The sequence below is a fragment of the Demequina aurantiaca genome (assembly GCF_000975135.1).
Taxonomy (GTDB): Bacteria; Actinomycetota; Actinomycetes; order Actinomycetales; family Demequinaceae; genus Demequina; species Demequina aurantiaca.
Genome location: NZ_BBRF01000003.1, coordinates 34,798 through 50,931 on the forward strand (window position 1 = coordinate 34,798; position 16,134 = coordinate 50,931).

Sequence of the window (16,134 nt, forward strand, 5' to 3'; positions counted from 1 at the left end):
CCCTGGCCTCCGCTATTCGGCGGTGGCGTCCGCGTCCAGATCCTTGAGCGCGCGCCGTAGCACCTTGCCCACGTTGGTCTTGGGCAACTCATCCACGAACACGATCTGGTGTGGTCGCTTGTAGCCGGCAAGGCGCTTCTTGAGGAACTTGCGCAGCTCGTCCGCCGTCAGCGAGTCGTCACGCTTGACGACGTAGAGCTTAGGAACCTCGCCAGCATGCTCATCCGGCACGCCGGTGGCACCGGCTTCCGACACCTTGGGGTGCACCATGGCGGCGTCCTCGAGTTCACCCGGGAAGACGTTGAATCCGGAAACGACGATGATTTCCTTCTTGCGATCGACAATACGCAGGAAGCCGTCCTCGTCCATGGTTGCGATGTCACCTGTGAGGAGCCACCCACCGTCAAAGAGCACGTTGGCGGACTCTTTGGGGTTGTTCCAGTACCCGCTCATGACCTGCGGTCCGAGCACAGCAAGCTCGCCCGGCTCACCAGGCTCAACGTCCTGGTGGTCCTCGTCGACGATTCTCACGTCAGTAGAAGGCAACGGGATGCCGATGGTACCGATACGCGGCGGTATGTGGGTGGGGTTGACGGCGACAACGGGCGACGCCTCCGTGAGGCCGTAGCCCTCGGTGATGTCCTTGCCGGTGATCTTCTTCCACCGTTCACCGACTGACGAGCGCAGCGCCATGCCGCCGGCGACGGTAATGCGCAGACCGCTGTGGTCGTCCTTCGCAAAGTCCTCGTTGTCCATGAGCGCCGCAGCAAGAGTGCTGACCAGCATCAATCCGTCGGGCTTGGACTTGTGGATGGTCTTGACGAAGCCCTTGAGGTCGCGCGGGTTGGTGACGAGGACGTTATGCGCCCCAAAGCGATAGAAGCCAATCGCATTCACGGTGAGAGCGAACACGTGATAGAGCGGCAACGCGGCGATGATGACGGGCTGCTTCTCCTCACCGAGCGTGTTGCGAATCTGCCCCATGAACTGTTCCTGATTGTTCAGCAGATTCCAATGCGACAGAATCGCGGCCTTGGTGCCGCCGGTCGTCCCGCCCGTGTACTGCAACAGCGCAGTGTCACCGGGCGTCAACTCGGGATCCTTCCACGTTGCGGCGGCGCCCTGCTTGAGCGCTGTCACGAACGAGACCGCATTGGGGATCGAATATTTGCGGACCATGTGCTTGATCTTGTCGGCGGCAAAGTTGATGATCGCGCGCTTGGGCTGCGACAGCATGTCGGCGGCATCCGTGATCACGACGTGCTCGAGCGACGAACCTTCGAGCAGTTCCTCGACCTTGAATGCGAAGTTGGAGAGCACCACGATGGCGCGCGGCTGCGCGTCGTGGACGGCCTCCTTGAGTTCCGTGACCGTGTACAGCGGGTTAGCGTTAACGACGATCAATCCCGCACGCAACGCGCCGTAAAACGCGACGGGGAACTGCATGAGGTTGGGCATCTGGATGACGATGCGATCGCCCTTGACGAGGCCGAGTTCGGTCTGGAGAAAGGCGGCGAAGTCCGTTGCAAGGCGATCAACGTCGTTGAAGGTGAGTTTGCCGCCCAGGTTGGAGAAGGCGGTCTTGTCTCCGTGGTGCTTTGCCGCGTTGCGGACCATGTCGCTCAGCGATCGCTCCTCGACCGACGGAATGACGGCAGGCACAGCATCGGGGTAGTACTTGAACCACGGTCGGTCCTCGCCGCCCACCGGGTCGGCGGAGGGGAGCGGGGCGTTGGCGCTAGCAGTCATTGTCATCCTCGTTGATGGGTCGCTTGTATGGGAACAATGATGCTGGTCATTGCCCCTCTGGCACAACTAGGGCGCGCCGGTGACGCCCATCAGCAGGTGGGCCTTGCTTCCGTCTCGGTTGGTGACGGCGGCGTCGTATCCCTGCTCGGTAGCCGAGGTGGCAAAGCCGACGGTGCCAGGCAGCAAGATGGGGCGCAGGAAGCTCACGGAGGTCTCGTATGCCTCCGGTAGGCGGCCCTCGAGCGCCGCCAGCGCGCGGGCGTGCGTCCACATTCCGTGAATGATGGGCCGCGCGAATCCGAAGGCCTTGGCGGCAACCGTGCTGGTGTGAATCGGGTTCGGGTCGTGCGAGACCTTGCGGTAGCGCCGTCCCAGATCCTTGGCCAGTCGCCACTTGGCTTGCGGCTGGAGGGGCTCGAAACTCTGGCGTTCCACGTCCTCTACCTCTCCGGGGGCGCTCATACCAGTCGCTAGGTATGTGCTCGTGCCGTCCCACACTGTCTCGTCGCCCACGCGGACCTGACCGATCAGGTCAATCATTGCGCCCCGCTTGTGAGGACGCAGGTTGTCAATGTGCACACGCACCTGCAATTTCTCCTCGAGTCCGACCGGGCGGTGCAGCGTCATCGAGTTGCTGACGTGCACCGCGCCCACCAGCTTGATTGAGGAGTCCGGAGCACCCAACAGGTGGACGTGCAACGGGAACGTGAGGACGTGGAGCCAGGTGGGCGGCACGGTGTCCCGTAGCGTGAATCCACAGACGCGGTTGTATTCGGCGAGTCGAGCGAGGTCCTGCCGCTGGTTGTCGACGACGGCGACCTGCCGCGGGATTTTGGCCGCCTTGGCACGGCTCGGAACCAGCGCGCGCGCGAAAGCAGTCCCCATCGAGGGCAACTCGTCGAGATGTTGCTCGCGCCGCTCCATTAGGCACCCACCAAGTTTTGTCCGCACACGCGGATCACCTGTCCATTGACACCGGCCGATGCTGGGTCCAGGAGGTAGCCGATGGCCTCGGCCACGTCCTCGGGCTGGCCCCCTTGGCTCAACGAGTTGCTCCGACGGAAGATCTCTCGCTGGATGAACGGGATGCGTGCCGTCATGGCCGTTTCGATGAAGCCGGGGGCCACGGCGTTCGCCGTGATGCCACGGCTGGCGAGATCCGGAGCCATGGCCTCGACGAGGCCCGTCACTCCGGCCTTCGACGCGGCGTAGTTGGTCTGACCCTTGTTTCCGGCGAGCCCGGAGGTGGACGCGATACCCACGATGCGCCCGCCATCCTCGACCGAGCCAGGGATAGCAGGATCAAGCAACACCTCATTCATGCGAATCTGTGCAGCGAGGTTGACGTCCAGCACCGAACCCCAGCGATCGGCGTCTGTGTTCACGAGCATTTTGTCTCGCGTGATTCCTGCGCAGTGCACGACGCCGTAAATCCTCTCGCCGCGCCGAGCGACGTGTTCCGCGATGGCTGCCCCGGCATCGTCCGCAGTGATGTCGAGTTGCAGAGCGGTTCCGCCGACCTCGTTGGCCACCTCAGCGAGCGACTCGCCGGCGGCGGGAATGTCGACGCCCACGATCGTGGCACCGTCACGGGCAAGGATGCGAGCAATAGATGCACCAATGCCTCGTGCGGCTCCCGTGACGACGACGACGCGGTCCTGAAGTGGCTTCTCAATGAGCTCATCGATGCCGGAGGAGGCGTCGCTGACATGCCACGTCTGCCCGTCCACGAAGGCGGACCGACCCTGCAGCACAAAGCCCAGGGTAGAGACCAGGTTGCTTGCCGACGCATCTGCGGCGACGTAAACCAAGTTGGACGTGGCCCCGCGGCGCAGTTCTTTCCCGACAGTCCGGTTGATCCCGTCCAATGCGCGGGTGACCGACTTGGCTTCCCAGTCGCCCGATGCTTCACGAGCGACAATCACGATGCGCCCCGATCCCTCAAGGGCCCGAACGGCGGGACGGAGCACCGCACGCAGGTCCTCGAGGCCGACGATGGTCGTCAGGTCCATCGCGTCGATGACGAGCGCCCCAATGCGCGATCCGTACCCGGGTGGGGAGTCGGCCGGAGCATCGACGATCGGGTCGGAGGATTCCAGACCCAACAGGTCTAGAGTGTCGGCCACCAGCGTCGATGCACCGAGCGGCGCGAGCACCACGGTGCCGTCGGGCCACGTGCGACCACGCCGGAGCTGGGGAGGATCCGCCAGGCCGGCTCGGGTAGAGACCGCGTGACCAACGGGGGAGTAGAAGAGCTTCTCGAGCGCGCCCATCACACTGCCTCCAGAATCGCGACGACGCCTTGTCCACCGGCGGCACACACCGAGACCAGCCCGCGCTTGCCTGGGCCAAGGTCGTGGAGCATCTTCGCGAGGCTCGGGACGATGCGGGCGCCGGTGGCGGCGAAGGGGTGTCCCACGGCGAGCGAGGAGCCCATCGTGTTCAACTTGGAACGGTCGAGGGTGCCAATGGCGCCGTTGAGACCGAGGCTGGTGCAGTATTCCTCCGATTCCCAGGCCTTGAGTGTGGCCAGGACGGTGGATGCGAACGCTTCGTGGATCTCGACCAGGTCGAAGTCCTCGATCGTGAGACCGTTCCGCTCGAGCATGTGACCAACCGCCCCTACTGGAGCGAGGAGCAGGTCCTCACCCGCGGGGTGGTCTACCGCGGCAACGTTGGCGTCCACGAACTTCGCCAGTACGGGCAGATGATTGTCCCGGGCCCATTGCTCGCTACCCAGCAGCACGGTGGCGGCGCCGTCCGACAGGGCGGTGGAGTTCCCAGCCGTCATGGTGCCGTCGGGTCCGCCGAAGGCGGGCTTGAGCTTGGCGAGCTTCTCGACCGAGGTGTCGGGGCGAAGGATGGAGTCCTTTGCGACTCCCAGGTAGGGGGTCACTAGGTCATCGAAGAATCCCGCATCCCAGGCAGCAGCAAGCGAGTGGTGAGATGCCGCGGCGAGCTCATCCTGAGCCTCCCGAGTGACCTCCCACCGCTTGGTGGTGAGCGCCTGGTGCTCACCCATGGACAGCCCCGTGCGCGGCTCGTTGACGCCTGGTGCGAGCGGCTTGAGGTGACTCGGGCGGATGCGTGCAAGGGCCTTGAGCCGCTCACCCGTCGAGCGGGCGGCGTTCGCGGCCAAGAGCGCCTTGCGCAGCGGTTCGCTGACAGTGATGGGGGCGTCGGACGCCGAGTCGGCACCACCCGCGATTCCCGAGTCGATTTGGCCGAGCGAGATCTTGTTCGCGATGTATATGGTCGCCTCGAGTCCAGTACCGCAGGCCTGCTGCAGGTCGCACGCGGGCGTGGTGGGTGCAAGTGACGAGCTCAGCACCGCCTCACGGGTGAGGTTGAAGTCACGGGGGTGCTTGAGGACTGCACCGGCCGCCACTTCTCCGAGTTGCATGCCGCTCAGCCCGTAGCGAGCGGCGAGGCCATCAATTGCGGATGTCAGTAGGTCGTGGCTCGCGGCCTGTGCGTAGGGCCCTCCCGCCTTGGCGAACGGGGTGCGGTTGCCACCTACGATGACGGCGTTGCTGTTCATCATGCCTCCATTGGCTTGTGAATCGAGTGAAGGGACAGCTCGTGAACATGTCTCCGATACTCACGGTAGCAGATACTCAGAGTATCGGTTAAGGTGTGAACATGACTGAAGACGGTCGGAACACTCGCTGGGATGCCCACCGCATCTCACGGCGCCAGGAATTGGTGTCGCATGCCTTGCGTGCCATTCGGGTGAATGGCGCGGGCGTGGGCATGGACGAGATTGCTGCGCGAGCAGGCACATCGAAAACCGTTTTTTACAGGCATTTTGGCGACCGTGCCGGCCTTTATGAGGCTGTGGTGGAATCGGTTCACGACTACATTGAACAGGGCCTCACGACGGCAATCGCTGAACACGAGCCCGAGAACCTGGACCACCTAGCTTCGACACTTGCCGATGCCTATTTGCTGTTGGTGGAGCGTGATCCCCACATCTACCGCTTCGTCATGAATGGCCCGACTCCCGGTACCAGTTCCGCGGATCCGCTGGGTTCCATGCCCATGCGAATTGGAGACTTTGTCGGTGGAGTAATTCTGGCCAGCCCTGGTGCCGCTGGAGTGAGCGTGGAGTGCGCCGCAACCTGGGGTCACGGACTCGTGGGCTTCATCCGGGCCGTGGCCGACAGGTGGATGGACTCCGCACAACGCGAACCCCGCGACCTGGTGGTCGACCACATTTCACGGCTTTTCGCGCCGGCGTTCGCCGGTGCCATGGCCACACCCTGAATTCAGCACAACTAAGGAGCAACAATGACGTTGACCGATGAGAGCCGACCCGTGAAGAACGAGGAACGACTCACCACACTTGGCGCGTCACTGCGCCGCGCCCTCGACGGCCAGTTTGCCGACGTCCGGGCCATGAACAGAGAGAGTTTTCCGGCCGAGGATTTGCTGCGTGATCCGGAGGCCGACATCGAGACCTCCCGCGAGTGGACCCTTAACCGGCTGCGTTACCTGAATGACAACGGTCTCGGTTCGGTGGGAGTGCCTTCTGGCGCCAACACGGTGTCCGACCCGCTCTCCGCCGTCATGGCGTTCGAAATTTTGAGCCATGGCGACCTGTCGGTGACGATCAAGTCAGGGGTGCAATTCGGCTTGTTCGGTGGTGCGGTCACCAACCTCGGAACCGCCTGGCACCACGAGACCTATCTGCCAGATATCACGTCCATGAAGCTGTTGGGCGGCTTCGCCATGACCGAACTTGGCCACGGCAGCGACGTTGCGAGCCTGGAGACGACCATCACGTACCTCCCCGAGACGGATGAGTACGAGATCAACTCGCCGACGCCAACCGCGGCGAAGGCTTACATCGGAAACGTAGCGCGCGACGGCCGTATGGTCGCCCTGTTCGGACAGCTGCACGTAGGTAGCGAGTCTCAGGGCGTGCACACCATCCTGGTGCCGATTCGCGACGAGGATGGCTCAGTCCTGCCGGGCATCACGATCGGCGACCAGGGGCACAAGGGAGGTCTCATGGGCGTCGACAACGGCACCATCCTCTTTGATCACATTCGCGTCCCGCGCCGCATGCTGCTGGACCGCTACGGAGGCGTTGACGAGGCGGGAAACTACGTCTCGACAATTGAGAATCCCAACCGTCGGTTCTTCACGATGCTCGGAACGCTGGTTCGAGGACGCGTCTGCATCGGCGCCGGAGGCGGCATCGCCGCCCGCCGGGGACTATCGACCGCCACGCGCTACGCGCTCAAGCGCCGCCAGTTCCCTGAGGCAGGGCGCCCCGGTGGCGTGTTGCTCCTGGACTACCTGGTGCACCAGCGTCGACTGTTGCCACGCATCGCCCGTAGTTACGCGCTTGGCTTCGCGCAAAACGAACTCACGCAGATGCTCGTCCACATTCAGAGTGGAGGCGAACACACGGAGCGGGATCAGCGGGAGCTCGAGTCCCGCGCGGCCGGACTGAAGGCCGTGACCACCCGCTTCGCGAATGAGACGATGCAGGAGGCACGCGAGGCGTGTGGCGGTTCCGGCTACCTCAGCGAGAATCATCTCACCGACCTCCGGGCCGACGTGGATGTGTTCGCTACCTTCGAGGGTGACAACACGGTGTTGATGCAACTCGTGACCAAGTCGCTGCTGTCCGACTACAAGCGGGCCTGGGGAGAGCTGGACCGTAGTGGCGTGGTGCGCGAGACCGGCCGCGTCGTGAGCGAGACCATGATGGAGCGCACCGCCGCGTCGGTCATGTTGGATAAGCTCGCCGCCTCCGCGCGACGCAAGCCTGATGAGACCAGTGTCATAGATTCGTCGTGGCACGCGCTGATGTTCGAGGAGCGAGAGCGCCACTCGCTGGAGTCGCTGGCACGCCGCTTCAAGGCCGCGTCGCAAGAGAAGGGAGACTCCTTCGAGTCGTTCAATGCCCTAGGCGATCACGTCCAGTTCGTGGCGCGTGCACACATGGAGCGGGTCGCACTCGAGGCCTTCGTCGCCGGAATTGATGCCTGCCAGGACGACGACGCGAAGCAGGTCCTTCACCACCTGTGTACACTCTTCGCCTTGACGAGCATCGAACAGGACCGCGCCTGGTACCTCGAGCACAACCGCATCAGCGGCTCCAAGGCCAAAGCCATTGGCGGCCAGATTAGCGAGATGTGCCGCAAGCTACGCCCCAACGCCCTTGCCATCGTCGAGGGCATGGGAATTCCTGAGGAGTGGCTACACGCCGCAATTCTTGACGACTAGACACCGATGGGCCCGGAGCTCTCCGGCCACGGGCCCATCGGTGTGTGCGTCGTTCGCCGCACCAGTGCGGTTGTGGATCTAGTCCTTGTCGTGTCGGGGCCTACGCGGCGCGCGCTTGTCGTAGTTGCCCTTGTTCGAGTCCCGGTTCAAGGTCCCGCCGCTGTGGGCTCCGCCACCTGAGTGGTGGGAGCCGCGATCGACCTTGAGGTCGATGAGGATGCCGCTGATGCGCGTCTTTTGGAGCTTTCGGAACGTGTCCTGCGACAAGTGAGAGGGCAGGTCAACCAGCGAGAAATTGGGGTGGATCTTGATCGCGCCAAAGTCGCTTCGGCCCAAGCCACCCTCATTGGCGATGGCACCGACAATCTGACGTGGTTCAACCTTGTGTCGCTTGCCCACCGCGATGCGATACGTCGCCATCGGACCAGAAGGCGGTCGACGGTCGTTGCTGCGAGAACCGCGTCCGGTGCCTGATGCAGAATCGCGGGGGCCACCCTTGCCCACAGGACGTTGGTCGAATTCCTGCTTGCGGGGTTCCGCCGCGGGATCAATCAGCAGGGGAGTGTCGCCCTGAGCCATCACGGCAAGCGCCGCGGCGACGTCCGCCTCTGGGACGTCATGGTGTTCGACGTAGTGGTTGATGATGTCGCGGAACTTCGAGATGCGGTCCTGCTGCTGAAGCGCAGCTGAGATCGAGTCGTCGAAGCGCGTCAGCCGAGTGGCGTTGACGTCTTCCGCGGTGGGCAAGTGCATCTGGGTGAGCGGCTGGCGTGTGGCCCGTTCGATGGAACTCAACATCCGGCGTTCGCGTGGCGTGACAAAGCTGATGGCATCACCGGTGCGGCCCGCGCGACCCGTTCGTCCCACGCGATGCACGTATGACTGCGTGTCGATGGGTAGGTCAAAGTTCACTACGTGACTGATCCGGTCGACGTCGAGTCCGCGAGCAGCCACGTCGGTGGCAACCAGGATGTCGAGCTTGCCGTCCTTGAGTTGCTTGATGGTTTTCTCACGCTGTGCCTGCACAATGTCGCCATTGATAGCGGATGCACCGTATCCGCGCGCTCGAAGCTTCTCTGCCACGACGACGGTGTCGTTCTTGGTACGAGTAAAGACGATCATCGCCTCGAAGTTCTCGACCTCAAGGATGCGGGTGAGCGCATCGACCTTCTGTGGGAACCCGACGATGAGGTACCGCTGGGTGATGGTGGCGGAGGTGGTGGTCTTGTCCTTGATGGTGACCTCTGCGGGGTCATTCAAGTACTTGGCAGAAAGGCGGCGGATTTGGGATGGCATGGTCGCTGAGAACAGGGCGACCTGCTTGCTGTCTGGCGTGGACGCGAGAATCGTCTCGACGTCCTCGGCAAAGCCCATCTTGAGCATCTCGTCGGCTTCGTCGAGCACCAAGTACTTGAGCTCGGACAGGTCAAGAGTGCCCTTGTCGAGGTGATCCATGATGCGACCGGGGGTACCGACCACGATGTGCACACCGCGACGCAGCGCGGACAATTGCACGCCGTATCCCTGACCTCCGTAGACGGGGAGGATGTGCACTCCAGCGCTGTGACCAGCGTAAGACTCGAAGGCCTCGCAGACTTGTAGCGCCAGTTCACGCGTGGGGGCGAGGACGAGCGCCTGAGGCTTCTTCTGCGCCCGGTCGAGGCGGTCCAGGATTGGCAGTGCAAAAGCCGCCGTCTTGCCCGTTCCGGTCTGCGCGAGTCCGATGACGTCGCGGCCCTCGAGGAGGTGCGGAATGGTTGATGCCTGAATGGCAGATGGAGTCTCGTAACCGACGCTCTTCAGGGCCTTCAGGACTGCGTCGCCCAGGCCCAAATCGGCGAACGTGACTGCATCGGGGGCTTCAACGGGGCTATCAGGGCTCGCATTATCGGAAGTAGGCATAGGTATACGGTAGTTCGTTCTGCCCGCGGCCGGAGACCTACACCCAACACATCGCGACTATCGAGCCTGTGGGAGGCTCTTCTCATGACTCATGTGCCTCCTCCGCTGGACCCGAATCGCGACCCGGGAGACGCTTGGGTCGAGGCTCCGACGGGTGAGCGGTACTGGGGTCGATTTGGGGCGGCGGGACTGCTTGCGGTCGACGACGAACGCGGCGTCCTGATGCAACACCGGGCGCTGTGGAGCCATCACGGCGGCACCTGGGGCATTCCCGGGGGTGCACTGCACGAAGGGGAACGGGCTATTCAGGGAGCTTTGCGCGAGGCAGGCGAGGAGGCGGGAGTGCCGGCCGATGCTGTGCGGCCCTACGCCACGATTGTCCTCGATCGCGGGGTCTGGATCTACACCACGGTGCTGGCTCGCGTCACGCGATCCTTCACGCCTGTAGCTGGAGACGCAGAATCTCTGGACCTGTCGTGGGTGCCAATTCCCGAGGTGGCCCAGCTCACACTGCACCCCGCCTTCGCTTCGGCTTGGCCCGTGCTGTCGACGCTCGTCGCCGCACGGCCGGTACTTATCGTCGATGGGGCGAACGTGGTCGGTTCAGTACCCGATGGCTGGTGGCATCATCGGCGCCTAGCTGCGGCGGACCTGGTCACGCGACTGGCTGCTCTCGCACGCACTGGAATCTCCGGTCGGGATCTCTCGCTACCCGGCTCACGCTGGTTCTTGGACACGACGGTGGTGCTGGAGGGAAAGGCTCGGGGCGTCGCTCCCGAAGGCTCAGTGAGCGTCATCGATGCGGACGGGTCGGGTGACGACAGCATTGTCGCTCTCGCTGCAGAGTTCGTACGTACGGGTGCGACCGTCACCGTCGTCACCAGCGACACAAGCCTTGCACGACGCGTGGGTGAGGAAGGGGCGACCGTAAGGGGAAGCGGTTGGCTGCTGTCCCTGATGGATTAATCCGAAGTGTGACGCTCGGCACAGTGGTTGTAGACAAATCACCTGGTGCCCGTAATCTCTAAGCGTGTTTGACATCGAGACTTTGCGATTCACCCTGGGGGTGCTGTCCTGCCTTGTCTTGGTGCTGTTTTACGCGGGCGTCTATCGCCCCACCAGGTCGTCGTTCGCTGGCTGGTGGTCACTCGCGCTCCTCAGTTCAGCTGTCAGCCCCGCACTTTTGCTACTCAATGGCACTGATGCGCAGGTCATTGCGAATCCGCTCTCGAGCTTGATCACGACGGTGGGTGGTGCGTCAGTGTGGTTCGCCACACGATCCGTGCGCGGCCTGGCCCCTGTGCCATGGGTGGTCTATGTGACCCCCGCACTCGTCTTTGTCGTCGCAATGTTTGAGGACCCCGCGACCAACCGCTGGGCAGGCAATGGCACGCTCTACTTCCTGATGGGACTCTTCTTTTCACTCGGAGCTCGTGAGATGTGGCTCGCATGGAAGGCTCGACGACTGTCACCGGATTGGGACCACGATGGCGAGGCGCGTGTGGCTCTCATTGTGAGTGCGCTGGCGGCGAGCGTTTTGGCCACGTTTTACGTGTGGCGTTTCATTCTCTACGTGACGCTGGGTCATGAGCATCCACTCTTCGAAACCACGGTGGGCGGTGGGCCCACCGCCGTCGTGTTGATGGTTTCGCTCATGGCCGTGACATTCTCGGCAGCAGCACTGGGATACGACGAGCAAACCCGTGAACTTCGCCGCCGTGTGGCACTCGATGACCTCACGGGCCTACTCGCACGCTCCGCGTTCTTTGAGCGCGCGTCGGTTGCCATTGCGAAGCAGCGGTCCGACGACCACCCGCGTGTCCTTGTGGTCGCAGATCTCGATCACTTCAAGGTCATCAATGATACGTATGGACACGCGGCAGGGGATCGGGCTCTCGAGCTCTTCGCGTCAGTCGTCCGCATCGAACTCGAACCGAGTGAGCTGGCGGGGCGCCTTGGAGGCGAGGAGTTCGCACTATTGTTGTGCGTCGACTCTGAGGAAGAGGCCCGGTCGCGGCTCCACCACCTAGGAGCCAAGTATCTCAAGATGGGCGGCGCAGCTGAGGTACATGTGCCCACCGTCAGCTTCGGTGTGGCGTCGACCGCAGTAGGCTCACCAATAGAGATGACGTTGGCGCAGGCGGATCGAGCGATGTACCAGGCAAAGGCGGCTGGGCGCAATCGTGTGGTTATTTCCGCGACACCCTAGGTAAGGAGAGCTGGTTTTGAGCAACTGGCGTACGGTGCTGGCGCGACTGCCGCAGCGAATCTGGTTCCGGCTCGCGGTGTTCACCGTGATTGCCGTGGCTCTGGCTTTGTTTGCGGGCATTGCCGGTCCCTACCTCCCGGACGCCGTTTCCGTGGAGTTTGGGCAGGACTCCGTAGAGAACATCCTGCAGATTCTCGCGACGTCGATGCTTGCCGTCACCACCTTCTCCTTGACCGCGATGGTGTCCGCCTACGCGTCCGCCGCGGCACGAGGCACGCCTCGCGCCACCCAGTTGCTGATCGCCGATCGCACCTCCCAGAACGCACTGTCGAGTTTCTTGGGCTCGTTTGTCTTCGCGATCGTCGGGATCGTCGCGCTATCTACCGGGTACTACGGTGAGCAGGGCCGGGTCATTCTGTACTTTGGCACGCTCGTCGTCATTGCGGTGGTGGTGGGTACGCTCATGCAGTGGATCAGCCATCTCACCGGCTTTGGCCGCATGGCGGATGTCATTGATCGGGTGGAAATGGCCGCATCCGATGCTGCGTGTGAGTACGCTCGCCACCCTCGGCTCGGCGGCGCGGCCGACGTCGATATCCCCGGTGGCGCAATCGCCGTTGCCTCCACCCGGGTGGGTTGTTTGACAGGCATCTCCATGAGCGTGTTGCAGTCCGTTGCCGAGGAAGCGAATCTCCGACTCCATGTGGCTACCATGCCGGGGGTAGCCGTCGACTATGGAACCGTCCTCGCCTTCGTCGAGGGTTCGCTCACCGACGAGTCACGTGAGCGAATCACGGGTGCGTTCCGGGTCGAGAACCACCGCACCTACGAGCAGGATCCTCGCCTGGGATTCGTGGCCCTGGCGGAAATTGCCAGCCGCGCGCTGTCTCCGTCGACGAACGACCCTGGTACGGCAGTTGAGGTTCTCAACGCCATACAGCGCGTCTTCACCCAGGTACTGACCACTGACGCAATAGCTGAGGTGAAGTATTCGCGGGTTCATGTGCCCGTGACGGCATTCGCTGATCTCGTCGAGGATGCCTTCCGACCTATTGCACGGGACGGTGCGCCCATGGTGGAGGTCGATCTACGGCTGCAGAGTGTGCTCGAGGCACTCGTCCGTATCGCGTCCCCAGCTGAGCGAGAGGCACTTGTCGCGACATCGCATGATGCCGAAACTCGCGCCATCGCGGCACTATCTGCCGCCGCAGATGCCGACTTGGTGCGCAAGCAATCAGCTCAGGCGCGCCGGGAGTAGGTTCGCGCCTACGACGTGGCCTGCTCGGCAGGTAGTGCGGCCTCGATAGCAGCAATGACCTCTGGAGCATCCGGCTTAGTTTTGGGGCGAAAGCGTGAGACCGTGCCGTCCGGAGCCACCACAAACTTCTCGAAGTTCCACTTAATTTTGCCAGCCTTACCGTCCGCATCGGCATGGGCCGTGAGCTCTTCATACAGCGGGTGGCGATGGCGGCCATTGACCTTGATGGTCTCGAACATCGGGAACGTGACTCCCCAGGTAGTCGAGCAGTACTCCTGAATGGCATCGGTGGAACCGAGTTCCTGGTGGAACTGATTGCTGGGGAAGCCCAGCACAGTGAACCCTCGGTCTTCGTAGGTCTTCTGAAGCTCCTCGAGCTGCTCATACTGCGGAGAGAGTCCGCAACGAGAGGCGACATTCACGATGAGTAGCGCCTTGCCGCTGTAGGCGCCAAGCGTGGTGGCAGTGCCGTCAATGGTGGTTAGTTGAATGTGGGCGAGTGCAGTGTCGTGGCTCATGGACCGTTAAACACCGCGCAGTGGCAATGTGTTCCGCCGCGCACTAACGAGGGCCAAGAAACTACCAAGCGGACGGCGCGTAGTCCTTGAGGAAAATTCCGAACAGATCCTCGCCTGCTTCGCCCCGTACCACTGGGTCGTACACACGGGCGGCGCCATCGACCAAGTCGAGCGGAGCGTGGAAGCCCTCTTCGGCAAGTCGAACCTTGGTGGGGTGGGGACGCTCGTCCGTAATCCACCCCGTGTCAACACTCGTCATCAGAATGGAATCGGTCTCGAACATCTCGCGAGCGCTGGTGCGCGTCAGCATGTTCACGGCTGCTTTAGCCATGTTGGTGTGGGGATGGCCAGGACCCTTATAGCCGCGGGCAAAGACCCCTTCCATCGCCGAAACGTTGACGACGTAACTGCGACCGGACCCGTGCTCGCGGGACGCCCGCGCCGCCGCGGCCATCTGCGGCCTGAGCCGATTGATGAGAATGAAGGGTGCGGTGCTATTGCACAGCTGCACCTCGAGTAGCTCGAGCGCATCCACGTTGCCCACGGCCTGAACCCAGGAATTGACGTCGTGGAGATCGGGCACCAGCCCACCCGCATCAATGGCGCTACCGTCGGCGAGCTTCTCAAGCGAAGACGACCCAGGAGCGAGCGCCAGTGAGGTGAGGCGACGGGCATTCTCTGAGGCGGTCGCCGCATCGGCCGACCGTGCCTGACGTGACGCGGAATCCTCATTCCCAGCTTCACCGGCACGATCCTGTCGTTCGACGGAGGGACGACCAACCTCGGCGGAGTGCGCGGAGGCGAGCAGGGGATGGGCGGCAACAGATTCCTCGAGCGCATGAGGGTGGACGTCACTCGCGTGCCCGAATGTGAGCATGGCGGGGCCACGGCCCTCGGGCCACAGGTTGGGCTCCACGGGAACCGACTCAGCATCCGCGAGGGGCGCGTAGGAGCCGGGGGAGCGCCGTACCGTCTGCGCGGCATTGTTGATCAGGATGTCGAGCGGCCCTTGCGCGGCCACTGCGTCCGCGAGTGAAACTACCTGGGACGGATCACGGAGGTCGATTCCAACTACGGTGAGGCGGTGCAGCCAATCACTGGAATCGACCATCGCAGCAAAGCGCCGGACAGCGTCTCGGGGGAAACGTGTGGTGATGGTGGTGTGGGCACCGTCTCGCAGAAGGCGTAGCGCGATGTGCATGCCGATCTTCGCGCGCCCTCCGGTGAGCAGCGCACGCTTGCCACGCAGGTCGGTGCGGGCCTCACGCTTGGCGTGGCCCGTCGCCGCGCACGTGGGGCAGAGCTGGTGATAAAAGGCATCGACCACGGTGTATTTCTGCTTGCAGATATAGCAGGGACGCGCCTTGGCGAAGGTGCCCGCGGTGGCCGCCTGCGAAGAAGCCGTGAGCGTCAGTCCTCTGGTCTCGTCGTCAATCCGGTCCGCCGCACCCGTAGCAGTGGCCGCAACGACGGCGTTGTCCGCTGCCGTGATGGCCGCACGTTTTTCGCTGCGACGGTTCTGCTTGACGGCCTTGATCATACGTGCGGTGGCGTGACGCACCGCGACAAAGTCCTCGTGTTCCTCATCAACCTGATTGAGGCTAGCGAGGACCCGCAACGTAGTCGCGAGATCATCGGGATCAATCGCACTGCCGTTCGCCCTCACGTCGCCGGGAACGTTTGAGGGGGCGTCGTTGTTGGAAGCGTTAGGGTCGTTGGGCACGTGGCAGAGCCTACATTCACGACGGCACCAGTTTCACGACAGCATCAGTTTGCCGGCACGACATGTCAGTAATCACAAGACAAAGGGAGAGCATCATGGCAGTCTCAAGCAAGGCCCACACCACCTGGTCGGGAGACCTTCCCAGCGGTTCGGGACACACGTCACTTGCGTCCTCGGGCGTAGCCGACTTTGATATCAACTGGAACTCGCGTTCCGCGGGCGGTGGCAGCGCTGTCACCCCTGAGGAACTTCTTGCTGCCGCACATTCCTCCTGCTTCGCCATGGCTCTGTCGCACGCTCTCGGCGAGAATGGCACTCCTCCCACCGACCTGGCGGTCGACGCCGAGGTAGTTTTTGTTCCTGGCGAGGGAGTGAAGTCGAGCGCCCTGACCTTGGTTGCCACCGTCCCCGGGCTCTCCGCCGAGGAGTTCGCAAAGTTCGCGGACGATGCCAAAGACGGCTGCCCCGTCTCGCAGGCTCTCGCTGGCATCGACATTTCGCTCGAAAGCGTGACCTTCAACTAAGCAACGCACCA

13 protein-coding genes are annotated in these 16,134 nt (G+C 63.1%); 6 read left to right on the top strand and 7 right to left on the bottom strand.

What is annotated here, in order from left to right:
* Positions 1-12: 12 nt before the first annotated feature.
* The 4 genes from AOP73_RS10535 to AOP73_RS10550 form a co-directional block, all read right to left on the bottom strand.
* Positions 13-1,749, bottom strand: a complete 1,737-nt coding sequence (locus tag AOP73_RS10535) for an AMP-binding protein (protein WP_061965780.1) — start codon at positions 1,747-1,749, stop codon at positions 13-15.
* A 66-nt stretch (positions 1,750-1,815) separates the two neighbouring features.
* A complete protein-coding gene (locus AOP73_RS10540) occupies positions 1,816-2,673 on the bottom strand; it encodes a MaoC family dehydratase (RefSeq protein WP_061965782.1) in 858 nt (285 codons plus the stop codon).
* Positions 2,673-4,022, bottom strand: coding sequence for a 3-oxoacyl-ACP reductase (locus AOP73_RS10545; RefSeq protein ID WP_061965784.1), 1,350 nt, complete (start codon positions 4,020-4,022; stop codon positions 2,673-2,675). Before AOP73_RS10545 ends, AOP73_RS10540 begins: the two co-directional genes overlap by 1 nt.
* On the bottom strand, positions 4,022-5,293 hold the full coding sequence (locus AOP73_RS10550) for an acetyl-CoA C-acetyltransferase (RefSeq protein WP_061965786.1): 1,272 nt from the start codon (positions 5,291-5,293) through the stop codon (positions 4,022-4,024). The genes AOP73_RS10545 and AOP73_RS10550 overlap by 1 nt, the downstream gene beginning before the upstream one ends.
* 98 nt (positions 5,294-5,391) lie before the next feature.
* Between AOP73_RS10550 and AOP73_RS10555 the strand changes: the two genes are divergently transcribed.
* Both AOP73_RS10555 and AOP73_RS10560 read left to right on the top strand, forming a co-directional pair.
* Positions 5,392-6,015: a TetR/AcrR family transcriptional regulator gene (locus AOP73_RS10555; RefSeq protein ID WP_061965788.1), complete on the top strand. Its 624-nt coding sequence runs from the start codon at positions 5,392-5,394 to the stop codon at positions 6,013-6,015.
* 24 nt (positions 6,016-6,039) lie between these two features.
* Positions 6,040-7,989, top strand: coding sequence for an acyl-CoA dehydrogenase family protein (locus tag AOP73_RS10560; protein WP_061965790.1), 1,950 nt, complete (start codon positions 6,040-6,042; stop codon positions 7,987-7,989).
* Positions 7,990-8,067: 78 nt separating this feature from the next.
* Here AOP73_RS10560 and AOP73_RS10565 read toward each other — a convergent pair whose 3' ends face one another.
* Complete coding sequence (locus AOP73_RS10565; protein ID WP_061965792.1) at positions 8,068-9,891, bottom strand: DEAD/DEAH box helicase; 1,824 nt, start codon at positions 9,889-9,891, stop codon at positions 8,068-8,070.
* Between the two features lie 84 nt (positions 9,892-9,975).
* Between AOP73_RS10565 and AOP73_RS10570 the strand changes: the two genes are divergently transcribed.
* From AOP73_RS10570 to AOP73_RS10580, 3 genes are all read left to right on the top strand, one after another.
* The gene (locus tag AOP73_RS10570) at positions 9,976-10,857 is read left to right on the top strand and encodes an NUDIX domain-containing protein (protein ID WP_061965794.1); all 882 of its coding nucleotides are present in this window, start codon (positions 9,976-9,978) and stop codon (positions 10,855-10,857) included.
* Positions 10,858-10,921: 64 nt separating this feature from the next.
* The gene (locus tag AOP73_RS10575; RefSeq protein WP_061965796.1) at positions 10,922-12,100 is read left to right on the top strand and encodes a GGDEF domain-containing protein; all 1,179 of its coding nucleotides are present in this window, start codon (positions 10,922-10,924) and stop codon (positions 12,098-12,100) included.
* Between the two features lie 16 nt (positions 12,101-12,116).
* The gene (locus AOP73_RS10580; RefSeq protein ID WP_061965798.1) at positions 12,117-13,358 is read left to right on the top strand and encodes a DUF2254 domain-containing protein; all 1,242 of its coding nucleotides are present in this window, start codon (positions 12,117-12,119) and stop codon (positions 13,356-13,358) included.
* 8 nt (positions 13,359-13,366) lie between these two features.
* Here AOP73_RS10580 and AOP73_RS10585 read toward each other — a convergent pair whose 3' ends face one another.
* Positions 13,367-13,876, bottom strand: a complete 510-nt coding sequence (locus AOP73_RS10585; protein ID WP_061965800.1) for a glutathione peroxidase — start codon at positions 13,874-13,876, stop codon at positions 13,367-13,369.
* 61 nt (positions 13,877-13,937) lie between these two features.
* Positions 13,938-15,542 carry an SDR family NAD(P)-dependent oxidoreductase gene (locus tag AOP73_RS10590; RefSeq protein WP_061966171.1) on the bottom strand — a complete coding sequence of 535 codons (1,605 nt, stop codon included), beginning with the start codon at positions 15,540-15,542 and terminating at the stop codon, positions 13,938-13,940.
* A gap of 152 nt (positions 15,543-15,694) precedes the next feature.
* On the opposite strand from AOP73_RS10590, the gene AOP73_RS10595 reads away from it, so the two are divergent.
* The gene (locus AOP73_RS10595) at positions 15,695-16,123 is read left to right on the top strand and encodes an OsmC family peroxiredoxin (RefSeq protein ID WP_061965802.1); all 429 of its coding nucleotides are present in this window, start codon (positions 15,695-15,697) and stop codon (positions 16,121-16,123) included.
* The last annotated feature ends 11 nt before the right edge of the window (positions 16,124-16,134 follow it).

Coding starts and splice junctions, on each gene's coding strand:
- AOP73_RS10565 (WP_061965792.1), bottom strand. CDS start 9,891: ATGCCTACTTCCGATAATGCGAGCCCTGATAGCCCCGTTGAAGCCCCC.
- AOP73_RS10545 (WP_061965784.1), bottom strand. CDS start 4,022: ATGGGCGCGCTCGAGAAGCTCTTCTACTCCCCCGTTGGTCACGCGGTC.
- AOP73_RS10555 (WP_061965788.1), top strand. CDS start 5,392: ATGACTGAAGACGGTCGGAACACTCGCTGGGATGCCCACCGCATCTCA.
- AOP73_RS10550 (WP_061965786.1), bottom strand. CDS start 5,293: ATGATGAACAGCAACGCCGTCATCGTAGGTGGCAACCGCACCCCGTTC.
- AOP73_RS10540 (WP_061965782.1), bottom strand. CDS start 2,673: ATGGAGCGGCGCGAGCAACATCTCGACGAGTTGCCCTCGATGGGGACT.
- AOP73_RS10595 (WP_061965802.1), top strand. CDS start 15,695: ATGGCAGTCTCAAGCAAGGCCCACACCACCTGGTCGGGAGACCTTCCC.
- AOP73_RS10535 (WP_061965780.1), bottom strand. CDS start 1,749: ATGACTGCTAGCGCCAACGCCCCGCTCCCCTCCGCCGACCCGGTGGGC.
- AOP73_RS10585 (WP_061965800.1), bottom strand. CDS start 13,876: ATGAGCCACGACACTGCACTCGCCCACATTCAACTAACCACCATTGAC.
- AOP73_RS10560 (WP_061965790.1), top strand. CDS start 6,040: ATGACGTTGACCGATGAGAGCCGACCCGTGAAGAACGAGGAACGACTC.
- AOP73_RS10570 (WP_061965794.1), top strand. CDS start 9,976: ATGACTCATGTGCCTCCTCCGCTGGACCCGAATCGCGACCCGGGAGAC.